Annotated in this window: 19 protein-coding genes; all 19 read right to left on the bottom strand. The window is 60.3% G+C overall.

Translation table 11 applies throughout. From position 1 onward, the window contains the following. Window positions 1-3: 3 nt before the first annotated feature. Window positions 4-1,143, bottom strand: a complete 1,140-nt coding sequence (flhB, locus tag CKW19_RS17830; protein WP_095059030.1) for a flagellar biosynthesis protein FlhB — start codon at window positions 1,141-1,143, stop codon at window positions 4-6. 3 nt (window positions 1,144-1,146) lie between these two features. Further along, window positions 1,147-1,923, bottom strand: coding sequence for a flagellar biosynthetic protein FliR (gene fliR / locus CKW19_RS17825; RefSeq protein ID WP_371856295.1), 777 nt, complete (start codon window positions 1,921-1,923; stop codon window positions 1,147-1,149). Window positions 1,924-1,935: 12 nt separating this feature from the next. Beyond that, on the bottom strand, window positions 1,936-2,205 hold the full coding sequence (fliQ, locus tag CKW19_RS17820) for a flagellar biosynthesis protein FliQ (RefSeq protein ID WP_095059028.1): 270 nt from the start codon (window positions 2,203-2,205) through the stop codon (window positions 1,936-1,938). After that, window positions 2,202-2,960, bottom strand: a complete 759-nt coding sequence (fliP, locus tag CKW19_RS17815; RefSeq protein ID WP_095059027.1) for a flagellar type III secretion system pore protein FliP — start codon at window positions 2,958-2,960, stop codon at window positions 2,202-2,204. The genes fliQ and fliP overlap by 4 nt, the downstream gene beginning before the upstream one ends. Continuing rightward, a complete protein-coding gene (gene fliO / locus CKW19_RS17810; RefSeq protein ID WP_095059026.1) occupies window positions 2,960-3,406 on the bottom strand; it encodes a flagellar biosynthetic protein FliO in 447 nt (148 codons plus the stop codon). Before fliO ends, fliP begins: the two co-directional genes overlap by 1 nt. Continuing rightward, complete coding sequence (gene fliN, locus CKW19_RS17805) at window positions 3,407-3,853, bottom strand: flagellar motor switch protein FliN (RefSeq protein WP_095059025.1); 447 nt, start codon at window positions 3,851-3,853, stop codon at window positions 3,407-3,409. A gap of 67 nt (window positions 3,854-3,920) precedes the next feature. Further along, window positions 3,921-4,889: a flagellar motor switch protein FliM gene (gene fliM / locus CKW19_RS17800; protein ID WP_095059024.1), complete on the bottom strand. Its 969-nt coding sequence runs from the start codon at window positions 4,887-4,889 to the stop codon at window positions 3,921-3,923. Between the two features lie 9 nt (window positions 4,890-4,898). Then, window positions 4,899-5,399, bottom strand: a complete 501-nt coding sequence (gene fliL / locus CKW19_RS17795; RefSeq protein WP_095059023.1) for a flagellar basal body-associated protein FliL — start codon at window positions 5,397-5,399, stop codon at window positions 4,899-4,901. A gap of 185 nt (window positions 5,400-5,584) precedes the next feature. Then, complete coding sequence (locus tag CKW19_RS17790; protein WP_095059022.1) at window positions 5,585-6,934, bottom strand: flagellar hook-length control protein FliK; 1,350 nt, start codon at window positions 6,932-6,934, stop codon at window positions 5,585-5,587. 100 nt (window positions 6,935-7,034) lie between these two features. Next, window positions 7,035-7,385: an Hpt domain-containing protein gene (locus tag CKW19_RS17785; RefSeq protein ID WP_095059021.1), complete on the bottom strand. Its 351-nt coding sequence runs from the start codon at window positions 7,383-7,385 to the stop codon at window positions 7,035-7,037. A 30-nt stretch (window positions 7,386-7,415) separates the two neighbouring features. Next, window positions 7,416-9,122 carry a fused response regulator/phosphatase gene (locus CKW19_RS17780; RefSeq protein ID WP_095059055.1) on the bottom strand — a complete coding sequence of 569 codons (1,707 nt, stop codon included), beginning with the start codon at window positions 9,120-9,122 and terminating at the stop codon, window positions 7,416-7,418. A 5-nt stretch (window positions 9,123-9,127) separates the two neighbouring features. Beyond that, a complete protein-coding gene (locus CKW19_RS17775; RefSeq protein ID WP_095059020.1) occupies window positions 9,128-9,427 on the bottom strand; it encodes an STAS domain-containing protein in 300 nt (99 codons plus the stop codon). 188 nt (window positions 9,428-9,615) lie between these two features. Further along, on the bottom strand, window positions 9,616-10,065 hold the full coding sequence (gene fliJ, locus CKW19_RS17770; protein WP_095059019.1) for a flagellar export protein FliJ: 450 nt from the start codon (window positions 10,063-10,065) through the stop codon (window positions 9,616-9,618). Window positions 10,066-10,071: 6 nt separating this feature from the next. Continuing rightward, window positions 10,072-11,430: a flagellar protein export ATPase FliI gene (fliI, locus tag CKW19_RS17765; RefSeq protein ID WP_095059018.1), complete on the bottom strand. Its 1,359-nt coding sequence runs from the start codon at window positions 11,428-11,430 to the stop codon at window positions 10,072-10,074. Beyond that, a complete protein-coding gene (gene fliH / locus CKW19_RS17760; RefSeq protein WP_095059017.1) occupies window positions 11,420-12,217 on the bottom strand; it encodes a flagellar assembly protein FliH in 798 nt (265 codons plus the stop codon). The genes fliI and fliH overlap by 11 nt, the downstream gene beginning before the upstream one ends. A gap of 4 nt (window positions 12,218-12,221) precedes the next feature. Beyond that, window positions 12,222-13,241: a flagellar motor switch protein FliG gene (gene fliG, locus CKW19_RS17755; RefSeq protein ID WP_095059016.1), complete on the bottom strand. Its 1,020-nt coding sequence runs from the start codon at window positions 13,239-13,241 to the stop codon at window positions 12,222-12,224. Beyond that, window positions 13,234-15,021 carry a flagellar basal-body MS-ring/collar protein FliF gene (gene fliF / locus CKW19_RS17750; RefSeq protein WP_095059015.1) on the bottom strand — a complete coding sequence of 596 codons (1,788 nt, stop codon included), beginning with the start codon at window positions 15,019-15,021 and terminating at the stop codon, window positions 13,234-13,236. The genes fliG and fliF overlap by 8 nt, the downstream gene beginning before the upstream one ends. Before the next feature lie 16 nt (window positions 15,022-15,037). Continuing rightward, a complete protein-coding gene (gene fliE, locus CKW19_RS17745; RefSeq protein WP_034146274.1) occupies window positions 15,038-15,367 on the bottom strand; it encodes a flagellar hook-basal body complex protein FliE in 330 nt (109 codons plus the stop codon). A 235-nt stretch (window positions 15,368-15,602) separates the two neighbouring features. Further along, complete coding sequence (locus tag CKW19_RS17740) at window positions 15,603-16,988, bottom strand: sigma-54 dependent transcriptional regulator (protein WP_095059014.1); 1,386 nt, start codon at window positions 16,986-16,988, stop codon at window positions 15,603-15,605. Window positions 16,989-16,993: the final 5 nt, after the last annotated feature.

Here is a 16,993-nt window from a genome sequence, read left to right as displayed (position 1 = left end):
ACTTTAAGAATCCCGCCGCAAATCCGGCGGAATCGGCAAATCATCCTTGAGCGGATCCGGCCGCTTTCCTTTGCCCGCCCGGTACTGCCGAATCTGGTAGACGTAAGCCAACACCTGCGCAACCGCGAGATACAGCCCACCCGGAATTTCCTGCTCTAACTCCGTCGAGTAATAAATCGACCGCGCCAGCGCCGGCGATTCCAGCAGCAAAATCTCATTGGCCGCCGCGATTTCACGAATCTTCAGCGCCAGGAAGTCGCTGCCCTTGGCGATCAGCATCGGCGCCCCGCCCTTGTCCGGGTCGTACTTGAGCGCCACGGCGTAGTGGGTCGGGTTGGTGATGACCACGTCGGCATCGGGGATTGCCGCCATCATCCGGCGCTGGGACATTTCGCGTTGCAACTGGCGAATGCGCTGTTTGACTTCAGGCCGACCTTCCTGGTCCTTGTGCTCGTCGCGCACTTCTTGCTTGGTCATCTTCAGTTTCTTGATGCTTTCCCAGATCTGGATCGGTACATCGACGGCGGCAATGATGATCAATCCGCAGGCCATCCACAGAGTGCTCCAGCCGACCAATTGCAGGCTATGAGTGATGGCCCGATCCAGCGGTTCGTGGGCGATACGCAACAAATCGTCGATGTCTGCGGACAACACCAACAGCGCCACAAACAGCACGATGAAGAACTTCGCCAAGGCTTTGAGCAGTTCGGCCACGGCCTTGGCCGAAAACATGCGCTTGAGACCTGCACCGGGGTTCATACGGCTGAATTTGGGCGCCATGGTGCCCGCGGAGAACAACCAGCCACCGAGGGAAATCGGGCCGATCAATGCGGCCAGCAGCAAGGTGATCATCACTGGCTGAATCGCCAGCAAGGCGATCTGCCCCGAGTGCAGCAGATAGGCGCCCATCGAGCGCTGATCCAGCACCACTTCCCGCGACAGCGTAAAATTCAGGCGCATCAGGTCCATCATTTCCTGAGCCAGCGCTCCGCCGAACACCAGCAACGCGCCAGCACCTGCAAGCATGATCGCCAGCGTATTAAGCTCCTTGGAACGGGCAATCTCACCCTTTTCACGGGCGTCCTTTTTCTTTTTCTCCGTGGGGTCTTCTGTCTTGTCCTGACCGCTTTCGCTCTCAGCCATGGCTCAGCGCGCCTTTGCCAGTTCGCGTAAAAGCTGTAAGGCCTCGGTGGCCAGCGGCTGATACTGATTGAGAATGTCCGCCAGACCGACCCAGACGATGAACAGCCCGAGCACCAGCGTCAGCGGAAAACCGATGGAGAAAATGTTCAGTTGCGGCGCCGCCCGCGTCATCACACCGAACGCGATGTTAACCACCAGCAGCGCGGTGATCGCCGGCAGTACCAGCAGCAATGCCGCACCCAGGACCCAACCCAGTTTGCCTGCAATTTCCCAGTAATGATTGACCATCAGGCCGCTACCGACCGGCAACGTTGTGAAGCTCTCGGTCAGCACCTCGAACACTACCAGATGGCCATTCATAGCCAGGAACATCAGCGTTACCAGCATGGTGAAGAACTGTCCGATCACCGCCACCGACACGCCGTTGGTGGGGTCGACCATGGACGCGAAGCCCATGCCCATCTGGATCGAGACAATTTGCCCGGCCACCACGAAAGCCTGGAAGAACAATTGCAGAGAGAACCCGAGGATCGCGCCGACGAGAATCTGCTCGGCAATCAGCAGCAGCCCGCTCAGATCCAGCGCATGTACCGGCGGCATGGGCGGCAGGTTGGGCGCAATGACCACGGTGATGGCGAGGGCGAAATAGAGCCGAATACGCTTGGGCACCAGCGAAGTGCCGAACACCGGCATGACCATCAGCAAGGCGCCGACACGAAACAGCGGCAACATGAAGGTCGCGACCCACGTGCTGATCTGGGTGTCGGTCAACTGCAGCAGCGATGACATGGCTTAGCCGATGACCATCGGAATGTTGTGGTACAGCTGGATGATGTATTCCATGAAGGTCTGCACCAGCCACGGGCCGGCGACGATCAGCGTCACCAGCATCACCAGCAGACGCGGGAGGAAGCTCAGGGTCTGTTCGTTGATCTGGGTAGCAGCCTGGAACATCGCCACGATCAGGCCCACCAGCAAACTCGGAATCACCAGCACCGCCACCATCAACGTGGTCAGCCACAGCGCTTCGCGAAAGATGTCGACGGCGACTTCCGGCGTCATGGCGAGACACCGCCGAAGCTGCTGGCCAACGTACCGATAATCAAGGCCCAGCCATCCACCAGCACGAACAGCATGATTTTGAACGGCAGGGAAATGATCAGTGGCGAGAGCATCATCATGCCCATCGCCATCAGCACACTGGCCACGACCAGATCGATGATCAGGAACGGAATGAAGATCATGAAGCCGATCTGGAAAGCGGTTTTCAGTTCGGACGTCACGAAGGCCGGCACCAGGATGGTCAGCGGCGCCTGATCCGGCGTGGCAATGTCGGTGCGCTTGGACAAGCGCATGAACAGCTCAAGATCGCTGCTGCGCGTTTGGGCGAGCATGAAGTCCTTGATCGGCACCTGCGCCTTGGCAACGGCGTCCTGGGCCGTGAGCTTTTCCGCCAGGTACGGCTGCAAGGCGTCCTGGTTCACCCGGTCAAACACCGGCGCCATGATGAACATCGTCAGAAACAGCGCCAGGCCCGTGAGGATCTGGTTCGAAGGCGTCTGTTGCAAGCCAAGGGCCTGACGCAGGATCGAGAAAACGATGATGATCCGGGTGAAACTGGTCATCAGCATGACGAACGCCGGGATGAAACTCAGCGCGGTCATGATCAGCAGGATTTGCAGGCTGACCGAGTATTCCTGAGCGCCTTCGGCGTTGGTGCCCAACGTGATGGCCGGGATCGACAACGGATCGGCGGCGAACGCCAACGGCGCAGCCAGCATCAGGGCCAACGTCAAGACGATGCGTAACGCACCCATTACTTCTTATCCTTGTGATCTTTGCCCAGGATCTCCAGCAGGCGCTGGGCAAATTCCGGCGTCGTTTTTTCAATCGTGCTCGGCACCTGCACCGGCTCTTTGAGGACGTGCAGCGCGGTGATGGTCCCAGGACTCAGTCCCAGCAGAATCTGCTCATTGCCAACCTGCACCAGCATCAACCGGTCACGCGGACCCAGTGCGCGGGACCCGATCAACTCGATGACTTGCCCTTTGCCTGCGGGTCCGGCCTGCTGCACCCGGCGCAGCAACCAGGCCAGGAAGAAGATCAGCCCGAGCACCAACAGCAAACCAAACACCAGTTGCGTCAGTTGCCCGGCCACACCGCTGTTGACCGTCGGCGCAGCAGCGACGGCGGCCGTTGCGACCGGCTCGGCCGCCAGTGCAGTCAACGGCAATGCCAGAAGAACGCCCAGAACCTTTTTCACTCAGCGCAGCTTCTTGATGCGTTCGCTTGGGCTGATCACGTCGGTCAGGCGGATGCCGAACTTCTCGTTGACCACCACCACTTCGCCATGGGCGATGAGTGTGCCGTTGACCAGCACATCCAGCGGCTCACCGGCCAGACGATCCAGCTCGATCACCGAACCCTGGTTGAGTTGCAGCAGGTTGCGGATGTTGATGTCGGTGCTGCCCACTTCCATGGAAATCGATACCGGGATATCGAGAATCACATCCAGGTTCGGGCCGTCGAGAGTGACCGGCTCGTTGTTTTTCGGCACGCTGCCGAACTCCTCCATCGGCAGACGGTTGGATGACGAATTGCCCGTGTCGGCTGCCAGCAAGGCATCGATATCGGCCTGCCCGGCGTCACCGGTTTCTTCCAGGGCGGCAGCCCATTCATCGGCCAGAGCCTGATCGTCTTGCGTGTTCATAGTGTCAGTGTCCTCGGCGAGCAAAAATTCAGAATTCGGTTAACTGCGAATGTGTTTGGAGCGCCGATCAACGACGCTCGATCGGCTCGATCACTTGCAACGCCAGGTTGCCTTTGTGCGAGCCCATCTTGACCTTGAAGGCCGGTACGCCGTTGGCGCGCATGATCATGTCTTCCGGCATTTCGACCGGGATGATGTCCCCCGGCTGCATGTGCAGGATGTCGCGCAGTTTCAACTGACGTCGCGCAACGGTGGCACCGATCGGCACGTCGACATCCAGTACGTCCTGGCGCAGGGCATTGACCCAGCGCTCGTCCTGATCGTCGAGGTCGGACTGGAAGCCGGCATCGAGCATTTCGCGCACCGGCTCGATCATCGAGTACGGCATGGTCACGTGCAGGTCGCCGCCACCGCCATCGAGTTCGATGTGGAACGTCGACACCACAATGGCTTCGCTGGGGCCGACGATGTTGGCCATGGCCGGGTTCACTTCCGAGTTGATGTACTCGAAGTTCACTTCCATGATCGCCTGCCAGGCTTCCTTCAAATCGACGAACGCTTGCTCCAGCACCATGCGCACCACACGCAGTTCGGTCGGCGTGAATTCACGGCCTTCGATCTTCGCGTGACGGCCATCGCCGCCAAAGAAGTTGTCCACCAGTTTGAACACCAGTTTGGCGTCGAGGATGAACAGCGCGGTACCGCGCAGGGGTTTGATCTTGACCAGGTTGAGGCTGGTCGGCACGTACAGCGAGTGCACGTATTCGCCGAACTTCATCACCTGCACACCACCGACCGCCACGTCCGCGGAACGACGCAGCATGTTGAACATGCTGATGCGCGTGTAGCGGGCGAAACGTTCGTTGATCATTTCCAGCGTCGGCATGCGTCCACGGACGATGCGGTCCTGACTGGTCAGGTCATAGCTTTTGACGCTGCCGGGTTCGGCAGCGTTCTCGGTCTGTACCAGACCATCGTCGACGCCATGCAACAGCGCATCGATCTCATCCTGGGACAGCAGGTCCTGCACGGCCATGTCGTGTTCCTACTGCAGTACGAAATTAGTGAAAAGCAACTGTTCGATCACCACTTTGCCCAGCTCTTTCTGCGCCACTTCCTGGACACTGGCCGTTGCTTTCTGGCGCAGCATTTCCTGGCCGACCGGCGACGCGAGGGTCGCGAAGTCCTGACCGGAGAACAGCATGACCAGGTTATTGCGGATCACTGGCATGTGGACCTTGAGCGCTTCCAGATCAGCCTGGTTACGCCCGAGCATGGTGATGCTCACTTGCATGTAACGCTGGCGACCGTTCTGGTTGAAGTTGGCCACGAATGCCGGCGCCATCGGTTCGAAAATCGCTGGCTGCTTGCCGATCGGGGCGGTCTCAGCCACGGCGGCAGGCTTGCTCTGAGCGCTGTGCATGAAGTACCAGGTCGCCCCCACGGACAAACCGATCGCCAGCAGCAGGGCCACCACGATCGCGATAATCAGCTTGAGTTTGCCTTTGGTTGCGGGGTCTTTTACTGCTGCGTCGCTCTTCGCCATGCCAATAATCCGTCACTATTCGGGTTTTCACAGTCGCACGGATAGGCAAGAGCAAGTGTTATGCCATGTAGGAGCGAGCTTGCTCGCGAAAGACGTGAGAGCGCCGCGTTTATCCAGACGGCACTCGTCATCGTTAACGTCCATCGCGAGCAAGCTCGCTCCTACAAGGTTGGGCGTTGTGTTCGTCAGGCGTAGTAATCGACCGCGCTGGAGCCGATCACGCTGGTGGTGGTAGCGGCGACTTCGGCGACGCTTGGGGTGAGACTCTCGTCCACGCCGTCAAGTCGACCGCCATTGGCGTTGGTTCGACCGTTGCGGGCCTGCTGATGCTGCCCTTGATCCTGTGAACCACGGGACTGGTCGGAGACGTTGACGTCAACCTGTCCCATACCCTGCTGCACAAGCATGTCCCGCAAGCGGTGCACCTGACTGTCGAGCGCTTCACGGACACCCGGATGGGCGCTCATGAACGTTACCTGGGTCTGCTGATCCGGGACCATGTTCACCCGAATATCCAGGCGCCCCAGTTCCGCGGGCTGCAACTGTATGTCAGCCGCCTTGAGATTGGCGCTGGACAGGTACATGACCCGGTTCACCACTTCTTCGGTCCAACCACTTTGATGCATGGCAATCGGCTGGTTCACTGGCAAGGCGTTGGCGGTTTTCGGCGTGGCAGCCTGGGTCAACGCGGCCAGACGGTTGGCGAAATCATCGACACGGGTATCGCTGCTGGCGCTCTTCAGATCCTTGAGACCGTCGTCGATCAGACCACTGAACGCGTTGTCGCCTCCCTGGCTGGTGCTGTCCTTGTCGACCTGCACGTCCAGCATGTTCGCCATTCCCGCAGCAAAATTCTGTGCCGCGGTTGACTCTCCGTCAGCCTGTGCCTGGGCGGGTGTCTGTGCACTCTTCGCCTGAGCCTGGCTGGACGCGGACACATGCCCACTCTGCTCCATGGCCAGGCGCAACGCCGGCAGCGCATCGAGCGGGTCGGCCTCTGGATCGAAATCCCCGTCGGTGGCTACCAGCGCCGTCGTCGCGGCAGCTGGAATAGCTGACGCCAACGGTGTTTCCTCTGCGGGCTGTGCGGCATCCGTCACTGGCAGCGGTGCTGGCACTAACGCTTGAGCGACCTGTTGCAATGCCGGGTCGAGCGCAGGGTCAGTTGGCAGTGTATCGACGAACGGAGCCTGTTCGGCCTCTGAGACCTCATCACTGACCGACGTGTCATCAGCGGGCGACGGTTTGTCGGCGGGCAAGGATTTGCCGTTATCGGCAATGGCTGGCTGCACAGCGGCAGACTTGTCGTCGCCGCTGTCTTTTTTGCCGGGCCCATCAACCGCTTTATCGCGCATTGATTTGGACGAGCCATCGCCCATCGCCGAAGGCTTGTTCTGGGCCTGATTGGCGTACACATGAGCAAAGCTGGACGCCTTGCCTTCAGGCTCGGCCGCCAGCGCCGGGCTATTGGCGGACGCCGCTTGCGCCTTGGCCTGTGCGGTGGCCTGAAGCAGGATATTGGGAGTGACAGACATGAAACGGTCTCCGCCGCACGGGGCTCGTAGATACAGTTGAAAAGTTATCTGCAAGGGGCGAGCCAGTTTCAGCCGAAAGAGAAGAATCGTATCGGACAGGTCAGCTTTCGGTCAGAGAACGTTGCCGTTCGGCTTCGTAAAGTGGCCTCACGATCGCGAACTCGTCATCAATCTCAGCGATCAGCTTTTTGATGCTTTGGGAAGGCATGCTGTTGGCGTTGTGTTCGAGTTGGCTACACAGCTCGGCGAGCCTGTTAGCCCCCAGGTTGCCGCTGCTGCCTTTGAGGCTGTGAGCAGCTTCAATGAGCTGCGCAGTGTCTTCTGTTGCGTGCAGAAGATTCAAACGCGCTTCAGAGTCGGCAAGAAAAGTATCGAGCAACTTCGGATACTCATCCTCCATGACCTCCCGCAACGCACTCAATACGTCCGGGTCCAGATGTTTATCAGCCACTTGCTCACTCCCTGATCAAGAATTCGAGGATTATGCCAGAGCCTTCCAGAAAAACTCCACGCGGGCACTTCGACCATTGTCGGTCCATTGAGCGTTTCGGCCCAACTGACGGATCAGACTGATCCCACGTCCCGACAGACGGACGTCATCCAAGGGTCTCTCCATCACTCGCACCACATCAAAACCTTTGCCGCTGTCCTCGACGTGAATGGTCAGGCAACCACCCTCGTCTCTCGGTGCTACCTGCAAATTCACCCGGATATAGCCGTCCTCGAGCGCCTCGAGGCGGACACTGCGCTGTTGATAATAGCGTGCAAAACCGGAGGCATTGCGCTTGAGACTTGAATCCAGACCCAGAACGCCATGCTCCAGTGCATTGGAGTACAACTCCGCCAGCACACTGTACAGCGCCCCGCTCTGAGCGCGCAGGCCATGCACTTCCAGCAGCAATTGCAACAGATAGGGCAACGGATTGAAGCGTTTGAGCGTTGCGGCGCGAAACTCGAAGCTGACCGACCAATCCAGCGGACAGGACTGACCACTGTCGGAATACATTAACGCTGGCGGGCTGATCTGCGCCGGCTCCAACAGACTGATCTCGACCATGCTGACATCATCGCGGGACTCACCGCCAAAATCCCGCAGTGCCTGCTTGATCTCTTCGAACACGGCATCAGGTTGCCGATTGGCCGCGAACACCTGCTGCAATCGCTCCACGCCAAACAGTTGGTCATCGGCATTACAGGTGTCGACTACACCGTCGGATAGCAGGAAAACCTGGTCCCCGATGGCCATGGGGTGCACCTCGGTGCGGTCATCGAACGACTCCGGACTCAGCACGCCAAGTGGCAGATGCCGCGCCGCCAGGGGCTCGCGTTCACCGTCGGCAATGTGATGCAGGTATCCGTCCGGCATGCCACCGTTCCAGACCTCCACCGAGCGCCGCTGAAAACTCAGGCACAGCAAGATCGCGCAACAGAACATGTCCACGGGCAGGATGCGTTTGAGCTTGGCATTCATCTCGCGCAGGGTTTCCGACACCCCATACCCCTTGGCGGTCATGCCGTAAAAGACTTCGGCCAGGGGCATGGCACCCACGGCGGCGGGCAAACCGTGGCCGGTGAAATCGCCGAGCAGCACATGCATGTCGCCCGCCGGGGTGTACGCGGCCAGCAACAGGTCACCGTTGAACAGCGCATAAGGCGACTGCAAATAGCGGATATTGGGAGCGGCATTCAGGCAACCGGAGTGCGCGACCTTGTCGAAAACGGCTTTGGCTACGCGTTGCTCGTTGAGCAGGTATTCATGGTGTCTGGCGATCTGGTCACGCTGCTGCAGCACGGTGGCCTGCAACCGTCGCAGACGATCCATCGCCTTGATCTTGGCAGCGAGGATGACCTGGTTATAGGGTTTCGCCAGAAAGTCGTCGCCCCCCACCTCCAGGCAGCGGGCCAGGGCTTCGTTCTCGGACAACGACGTGAGGAAGATGATCGGCACCAGGTTTTCCCCGGACAACGCCTTGATCTGCCGGGCCGCCTCGAAGCCGTCCATCACCGGCATCATCGCGTCCATCAGCACCAAATGCGGCCGAAGTTCGCGGAAAACATCGACCGCCTCCGCACCGTTGGCCGCTGTCAGTACCGCATGCCCCTGACGACGCAAAATGCTCGCCAACAGCATGCGATCAGCAGCGCTGTCCTCGGCGATCAGGATCGTCAGCAACTCAAGCGGCTGCACGGTGTTCAACTGATGTCGAACAGTTTGTCGAAGTTAGAGATGGCGAGGATTTTTCGCACATCCGAGCTGCTGTTGACCACTCGGATATCAGCGCTTTCGCCGCCGGCGTGATCACGCAGCAAGAGCAGCATGCCCAATGCGGAGCTGTCGAGGTAGGTGGCCTCTTTGAGGTCGACCACAATGGCTGAAAGGTGGTTTTTTTCGTAAGACTCGCGAAATTCCTGATGCTTGGCGAAATCAAATCGCCCCTTGATCGATATCGTCAGCTTTTTCCCGTCCGGGGAGATTTCAGTAACGACTGGCATGTCATGGCTTCCTTGTCATTGAGGAACCTGCTTGTACAAGGTTTAGCATTGGGTAGAGGTTGGAGCAAGAATGAACATTGCAGCGGCCCTGAAATCGCCATCGCGGGCAAGCCACGCGCCCACGCGAACGACGCAAAACCTGTGGAGCGTGGCTTGCCCGCGATGAACGATAACGCGGCCCCACTGACTCAATACGGATTCTCGCGCGGCAAGCGTTGGGACAATTCGTCCAGCAACTTCTGTTCACGCCGGTCTTCCAGCGCTCGCGCCTCATCGGTATAACGCTGAACCAGTTTGCGCAAACCTTCGACTCTTGCGAACGCCTGCTGCCAGGTTTCCCGCGCCTTGTTCAGATTGTTTTGATGCCAGGCAAGGCTTTGCCGCTGCTGGTCAATGGCCGTGCCCAGTTGCGCGAGAAACCCTTGATAGCCCAGCAACCATTGACCGGAAACGCCGCTGCTACCGCGTACGATCCATTGTTCCTGGTAGTCCAGACGAAAGGCTTCGAGGTCGGCGAGTTTGCTTTCCGCCAGCCGCACCTGACCCTGAAAATGCCCCAAACGCTGGACCGCGGTTTTCTCGACTTTTTCCGCCATTTCCACGACGGGAGCCAGACGCCCTGCCCGAGTCTGCGCCATGCCCGGTTAACCGCCAGCCGCAGGCGCGAAGATCGAGGCGAGGTACGCTTCGCTTTCGCCCAGGCTGATGCTGTCGTTGAGCCCCTGGCGCAGGTATTTGACCAATTGCGGCTGCAGGGAAATTGCCAGATCGGTCTCGCGATCGCCGCCGGCGACATAGGCACCGACGCTGATCAGGTCGCGACTCTGTTGATAACGCGACCACAATTGCTTGAAATACTGCGCACGCACCATGTGCTCCGGAGACACCACCGCCGGCATCACCCGACTGATGGACGCTTCGATATCGATGGCAGGGTAATGCCCCTCTTCTGCGAGTCGACGGGACAGCACGATGTGCCCGTCGAGCACGCCTCGCGCCGAGTCGGCAATCGGGTCCTGCTGGTCATCGCCTTCGGACAGCACGGTATAGAACGCAGTGATCGAACCACCGCCCTTCTCCGCGTTGCCCGCTCGCTCCACCAGTTTCGGCAACTTGGCGAAAACCGACGGCGGATAGCCCTTGGTCGCGGGCGGCTCGCCAATGGCCAACGCGATTTCCCGCTGGGCCTGGGCGAAACGGGTCAGGGAATCCATGAGCAACAGGACATTCTTGCCCTTGTCGCGAAAGTATTCGGCGATTCGCGTGCAATACATCGCGGCGCGCAGACGCATCAATGGCGCATCGTCCGCCGGGGACGCCACCACCACTGAACGCTTGAGCCCTTCTTCACCGAGGATGTGCTCGATGAACTCTTTAACTTCACGACCCCGCTCGCCGATGAGTCCGACGACGATGATGTCGGCCTCGGTGAACCGGGTCATCATGCCCAACAGTACGGATTTACCGACACCGGTACCGGCGAACAGCCCGAGTCGCTGACCACGACCGACCGTCAGCATGCCGTTGATGCAACGAATGCCCACATCCAGCGGCTCGCTGATCGGTTCGCGCTTGAGCGGGTTGATGGTCGGGCCGTCCATCGGCACCCAGTCTTCGGCCTTCATCCCGCCCTTGCCGTCCAGCGCACGACCGGCACCGTCAAGCACACGCCCGAGCATGCTCATGCCCATGGGCAGTCGACCGGTGTCAGACAGAGGCACCACGCGGGCGCCGGGGGCGATGCCGGCAACGCTGCCGACGGGCATCAAAAAGACTTTGCTGCCGGAGAAGCCCATGACTTCAGCTTCAACCTGCACCGGGTGATAGCTGTCGTCGTTGATGACCATGCAGCGGCTGCCCATGGCGGCGCGCAGGCCTTCGGCTTCGAGGGTCAGGCCGACCATGCGCAGCAGGCGGCCTTCAAGAATGGGAGCACCGGCCAGTTCCGTCGCCTCGGCGTAACTGCCCAGGCGTTTGGCGAAACTGGTGCGATCAAGGCGCATCGGCAATGTCCGGCTCTGGCGCGACCGCGGGTTTGCTCTCGACGGGCAATTCCAGGCTCACGTCAGGTGCCGCCGGGTGCAGCGCTTGCTCGTGCAATTGGTCGAACAGCTTGTCCATCACCCGTGCGACGCGGGTTTCGACCGTCGCGTCGATGCGACTGTGCTCCGTCTCGACCCGGCAACCGCCCGCCAACAGCGACTCGTCCTCGACGATGCGCCAGGTTTCTTCATGGCGCTCGCGCAAGGCTTTGACCTGTTCGAAATCCTGGGGATTGATGTACAACCGCACATTGCCGACGCCCAGCGGCAACAGCTTGAGCGCCTCGCGCATGACGTGTTCGATCTGCGTCGAGTCGATGGCCAGTTCGCGCTGAATCACTTGTTTGGTGATGTGCTGCACGAGATCAACCAGGGACTTCTCAATCTGCGTGTCCTGCTCGGCGATGGGCTCGAACAGATGCGTCATCAACTGCTCCAGCGCCGCGACCTTCGCGGTCAGGGCCACTTCGGCTTCCTGGCGGACCTTGAGCGTGGTGCTGTGAAAGCCTTCCTTCTCGCCCACGGCGAAGCCTTCGTTGTAGGCTTCCTGGCGAATGCTTTCGAGTTCTTCGAGGGTCAGTGGCTGGACTTCCTCCAGCGGCACTTCCTCCATTTCCGGCGGCTCGGGTTCGGGCTCCGGTTCCGGCTCGGGGGGTGGCGGATCGAAACTGGGCAATGCCCAGGTATCAAAACCGCTGACATCCCCGGCCCGGATCAAGTCAGTAGGCGCGTCATCATGCTTGGCCATGGGGTTAGATCATTTCCTCGCCGCCCTTGCCACCGAGCACGATTTCTCCGGCTTCGGCCATACGGCGGGCAATAGTGAGGATTTCCTTCTGCGCGGTTTCGACGTCGCTGACGCGCACCGGGCCCTTGGCTTCCAGGTCGTCGCGCAACAGTTCGGCGGCACGTTTGGACATGTTCTTGAAGATCTTTTCCTTGACGCCTTCGTCCGACCCTTTGAGGGCCAGCACCAGCACGTCCGAAGACACCTCGCGCAGCAACGCCTGAATGCCGCGGTCGTCGACATCGGCCAGGTTGTTGAACACGAACATGAGGTCTTCGATCTGACCGGACAGGTCTTCGTCGACTTCGCGGATCGAGTCCATGAGCTGGCCTTCGATTGAGCTGTCGAGGAAGTTCATGATGTCCGCCGCACGCTTGATACCGCCCAAGGTGGTGCGCGAGGCGTTCGAGTTGCCGGAGAACTGCTTCTCGAGAATCTGGTTGAGTTCTTTCAGCGCCGCTGGCTGCACGGTGTTCAGCGAGGAAACCCGCAGAATGATGTCCAGCCGCACTTTGTGGTCGAAGTTGCCCAGCACTTCACCGGCCTGGTCCGGATCGAGGTATGCCACCACGATCGCCTGGATCTGCGGGTGTTCGAAACGGATCACGTCGGCAACCGCGCGCGGCTCCATCCATTTCAGGCTGTCGAGGCCGCTGGTGTTGCCGCCGAGCAGGATGCGGTCGATCAGGCCGTTGGCCTTGTCTTCGCCCAGCGCCTGGGTGAGCATCTTGCGCACGTAGTCGTCGGAGCCGACGCCCAGGCTGGTCTGGTCGCCGACGATGTCGACGAACTCGCTCATCACCTGTTCGACCTGTTCGCGATGCACATTGCCCATCTGCGCCATGGCCACGCCCACACGCTGAACCTCTTTGGGTCCCATGTGGCGCAACACCTGGGCCGCGTCGGTAGAGCCCAGGGACAGCAACAGGATCGCGGCTTTGTCGACCTTGCTGAGTTTGACGGTCGCGGCTCGGTTATCACTCATCTGCGTTAATCCACTCTTTCACGACCTGGGCCACGCGACCCGGATCTTCGGCCACCAGGCTCTTGATTGCGTTCAACTGAGCGTCATAGCCTTCGCTCGGGCTCGGCAGCAGAATGCTCTGCGGTCCGCCGAGGCTGACGCGGTCGTTGGCCAGTTCGCCATCCAGACCGCCCATGCCACCCAGCTCGACATCACTGCCGATACCGGTCAGGTGTTTGTCTTTGCCGCCACCGGTGATGTTGTTGAGCACCGGACGCAACACGCCGAACACCAATACCAGGATGAACAGGACACCCAGCACTTGCTTGACGATGTCCCAGAACCACGGCTGGGAATAGAACGGAATTTCGGCAATCGCTTCACCGCGCTCGGCGGAGAACGGCATGTTGATCACGCTGACACTGTCGCCACGGCTGGCATCGAAACCGACCGCATCCTGAACCAGACGCGTGAAGCGCGCCAATTGATCGGCGGTCCATGGCGCGCGGGTGGTTTCACCGTTGGCCGGGTTGATCATGACCTGATCGTCGACCACGACCGACACCGACAGGCGATTCAAACGACCCTGCTGTTGCCTGGTGTGGCTGATGGAACGGTCGAGCTCGAAGTTCTTGGTCGATTGTTGACGCTTGTCTGCCGGGTACGGCGCGAGCATCGGCTGGCCGGTGGCCGGGTCCATGATTTGCTGACCGTTGGCATCGATCAGCGGCTGACCTGGCTGCACCATGCCCGCCGACGCCGTGGCGCCACCGGTGGTTTGCGGCGCAGAGGCTGGCGACGGTGGCTGGTTGCTCAAGGCACCGGGAATGCCCTGCGGGCCGTTGCTGGCGGTGCGCTGCTCGTTGACCGACTGCTCGCTGCGCAACGCCGGCTGATCCGGGTTGAACTGCTCGGAGGTCGACTCGACGGCACTGAAATCCACGTCGGCCGAGACTTCGGCTTTGTAGCGGTCATTGCCCAGCACCGGTTGCAGAATGTTGTGCACACGCTGGGTGAGCATGCTTTCCATGCGGCGGCTGTAATCGAATTGCTTGCCGGCCATGGTCAGTTCGGAGTTTTCCGCCTGATCGGAGAGCAGGTTGCCCTTCTGGTCGACAACGGTGATCTGCGACTTGCTGAGTTCCGGGACGCTGGTCGCCACCAGATTAATGATCGCAACGACCTGCCCAGGCTCCAGCGAACGACCGGAGTACAGCTCAACCAGCACCGAAGCACTTGGCTTGCGCTCGTCGCGCACGAACACCGAACTCTTCGGGATCGCCAGGTGCACACGGGCACCCTTGACGTTGTTCAGGCTGGAAATAGTGCGCGCCAGTTCACCTTCGAGGCCGCGACGATAGCGGGTCGCTTCCATGAACTGGCTGGTCCCCAGGCCCTGCTCTTTGTCGAGGATTTCAAAACCGATGTTGCCATCGCTGGGAGTGACACCAGCGCCCGCGAGCTTGAGCCGCGCCCGGGACAGGTCTTCAGCCTTGACCAGTAACGCGCCGGAGTTTGGTTCTACGGTGTAGGGAATGTCGGCGGCGGCCAGGGTATCCATGACCTGCTTGGCGTCCATACCGGCAAGGCTGCCGTACAGAGGCCGGTAGTCCGGTTGCTGTGACCACAACACCACGGCAAAGCCAATCGCCACGCTCGCTGCCAGGCCGACCAACAGGCCTACCTGACGCAACATGGTCATCTCGGAGAGGTTTTCCAGGAAAGACAACCCGAACAGCGGCGGCTTGCCGTCAATCGGGGTGGACTTGGCCGGAACGTTATCGGCGACTGCTTCTGCCATGACTCAATCTCGTCCTTTAAACAGGCATCTGCATGATGTCTTGATAGGCCTGAACCAGCTTGTTACGCACTTGGGTCAACGCCTGGAAAGACACGCTGGCCTTCTGCGAGGAAATCATCACGTCCGTCAGGTCGACGCCACTTTTGCCGATTTCGAACGCACTGGCCAATTGAGTAGACGCCTGCTGGGTGTCGTTCACTTTATTGACGGCCTGACCGAGCATGTCGGAAAAGCTGCTGCCATTCAGTTCGGGGACAGCGGCAGTCGATTTCGGCGCAGACATGGCATCCATTTGCATGGCGCGCATATCCAGCATCAACCGATTAAATTCAATACCTTGGCTCATGATCTACTCTCTTGGGCGACCCGCATTTTTTTGACACTCACTCGTCGGGCATTGAGGTGTTAGCAACAAGGGTGCCAGCTCTATCGCCTCATTTAACAAAAGCCCTTTCCAGACATCTCGCTCCCTTGCAGGAGCTGGCTTGCCAGCGAAGACGGCGTCACGACCACCATCGATTCGCCGGCAAACCAGCGCCCACAGGATCGTGCTGTGGCCTATATGGTTCTTCGCCAGTCCTTCAAGTTGCGAACAAGTAGGCTTCCACATCCATGCCGGCATCGCGCATTTGCGCCAGCTTGTAGCGCAGGGTTCGCGGGCTGATCCCCAGGCGTTCGGCCGCTTCTTTGCGCCGGCCACGCTCGGCGCGCAGGGTATCGATGATCATCTGGAATTCACGACGACGCAGATCATCACCCAGGGCGCCGGCCGACTCGGACTCACTCTCTGCGATGTGAACGGGTGCCGATGACGCGACCGGTAACGGGGCGCAGGCCACCGCTCCGACCAGACAGAAATCCTGCGGCTGAATCAATCCGCCCTGTTGAAGAATCAGTGCACGCTGGATCGCGTTGTCCAGCTCCCGCACGTTCCCCGGCCACGGATAGCCGATCAGGCACGCCTGGGCCTCGGGCGACAGGCGCGCGGGTGCATGCTTCATTTTATTGACGTGTTTGGCCAGCAGGCGCTCGGCCAGCGGCAGGATGTCGGCGGTGCGCTCACGCAACGGGCGCCAGGCCAACGGAAATACCGAGAGACGATAGAACAGGTCTTCGCGGAAGCGACCGGCCGCGACCTCTGCCGCCAAATCGCGATTGGTCGTCGCAACCACACGGATATCCAGGCTGATCGGCTTGCGCGCCCCCACCCTTTCAACTTCACGCTCCTGAAGCACCCGCAACAGCTTGGCCTGAAGCCCCAGGGGCATCTCGGAAATTTCATCGAGCAGCAGCGTGCCGCCTTCCGCCTGCTCGAACTTGCCCGCCTGGGCGGCGATGGCGCCCGTGAAGGAACCCTTCTCATGGCCGAACAATGTGGCCTCGAGCATGTTGTCCGGAATCGCGGCGCAGTTGATCGCCACAAACGGCTGATCAGCTCGATGGGAATGCCGATGAATGTAACGCGCCAGCACTTCCTTGCCGGTTCCCGACTCACCGGAAATCAGCACCGTGGAATCGCTGCGCGCCACTCGTCCTGCCAGCTCCAGCAGCTGGGCGCTGGCCGGTTCGAATGCGATCGGCCCCTCACTGTCGGCCGGACCAAGACTGCCCAAGGCGTGACGCGTCACCAGATCGAGCAACGCCTTGGGCTCGAACGGCTTGACCAGATAATCCGCCGCCCCCTGACGCATCGCATCGACTGCACGCTCCACCGCTCCGTGCGCCGTCATCAACAACACCGGCAGTTGCGGCTGACGCGCCCGCAGCAAGCCAAGCAATTGATGCCCGTCCATGCCCGGCATGTTGACGTCGCTGAGCACCAGGCTGAAAGCCTCGCTCCCCACCGCAGTCAGCGCCTCTTCCGCCGAGCCCACGGCCTTGTAATCGTGCCCCGCGAGCAGCAGCGTATCCGCCAGCGCTTCGCGCAAGGCGCGGTCGTCCTCGACCAATAAAACCTTGATGGACATGCTTG

Origin of the sequence: Pseudomonas sp. Irchel s3f7 (genome assembly GCF_900187615.1) — a bacterium.
In the GTDB taxonomy this organism is placed as follows: Bacteria; Pseudomonadota; Gammaproteobacteria; order Pseudomonadales; family Pseudomonadaceae; genus Aquipseudomonas.
This window is presented reverse-complemented; position numbering and strand designations above follow the sequence as displayed.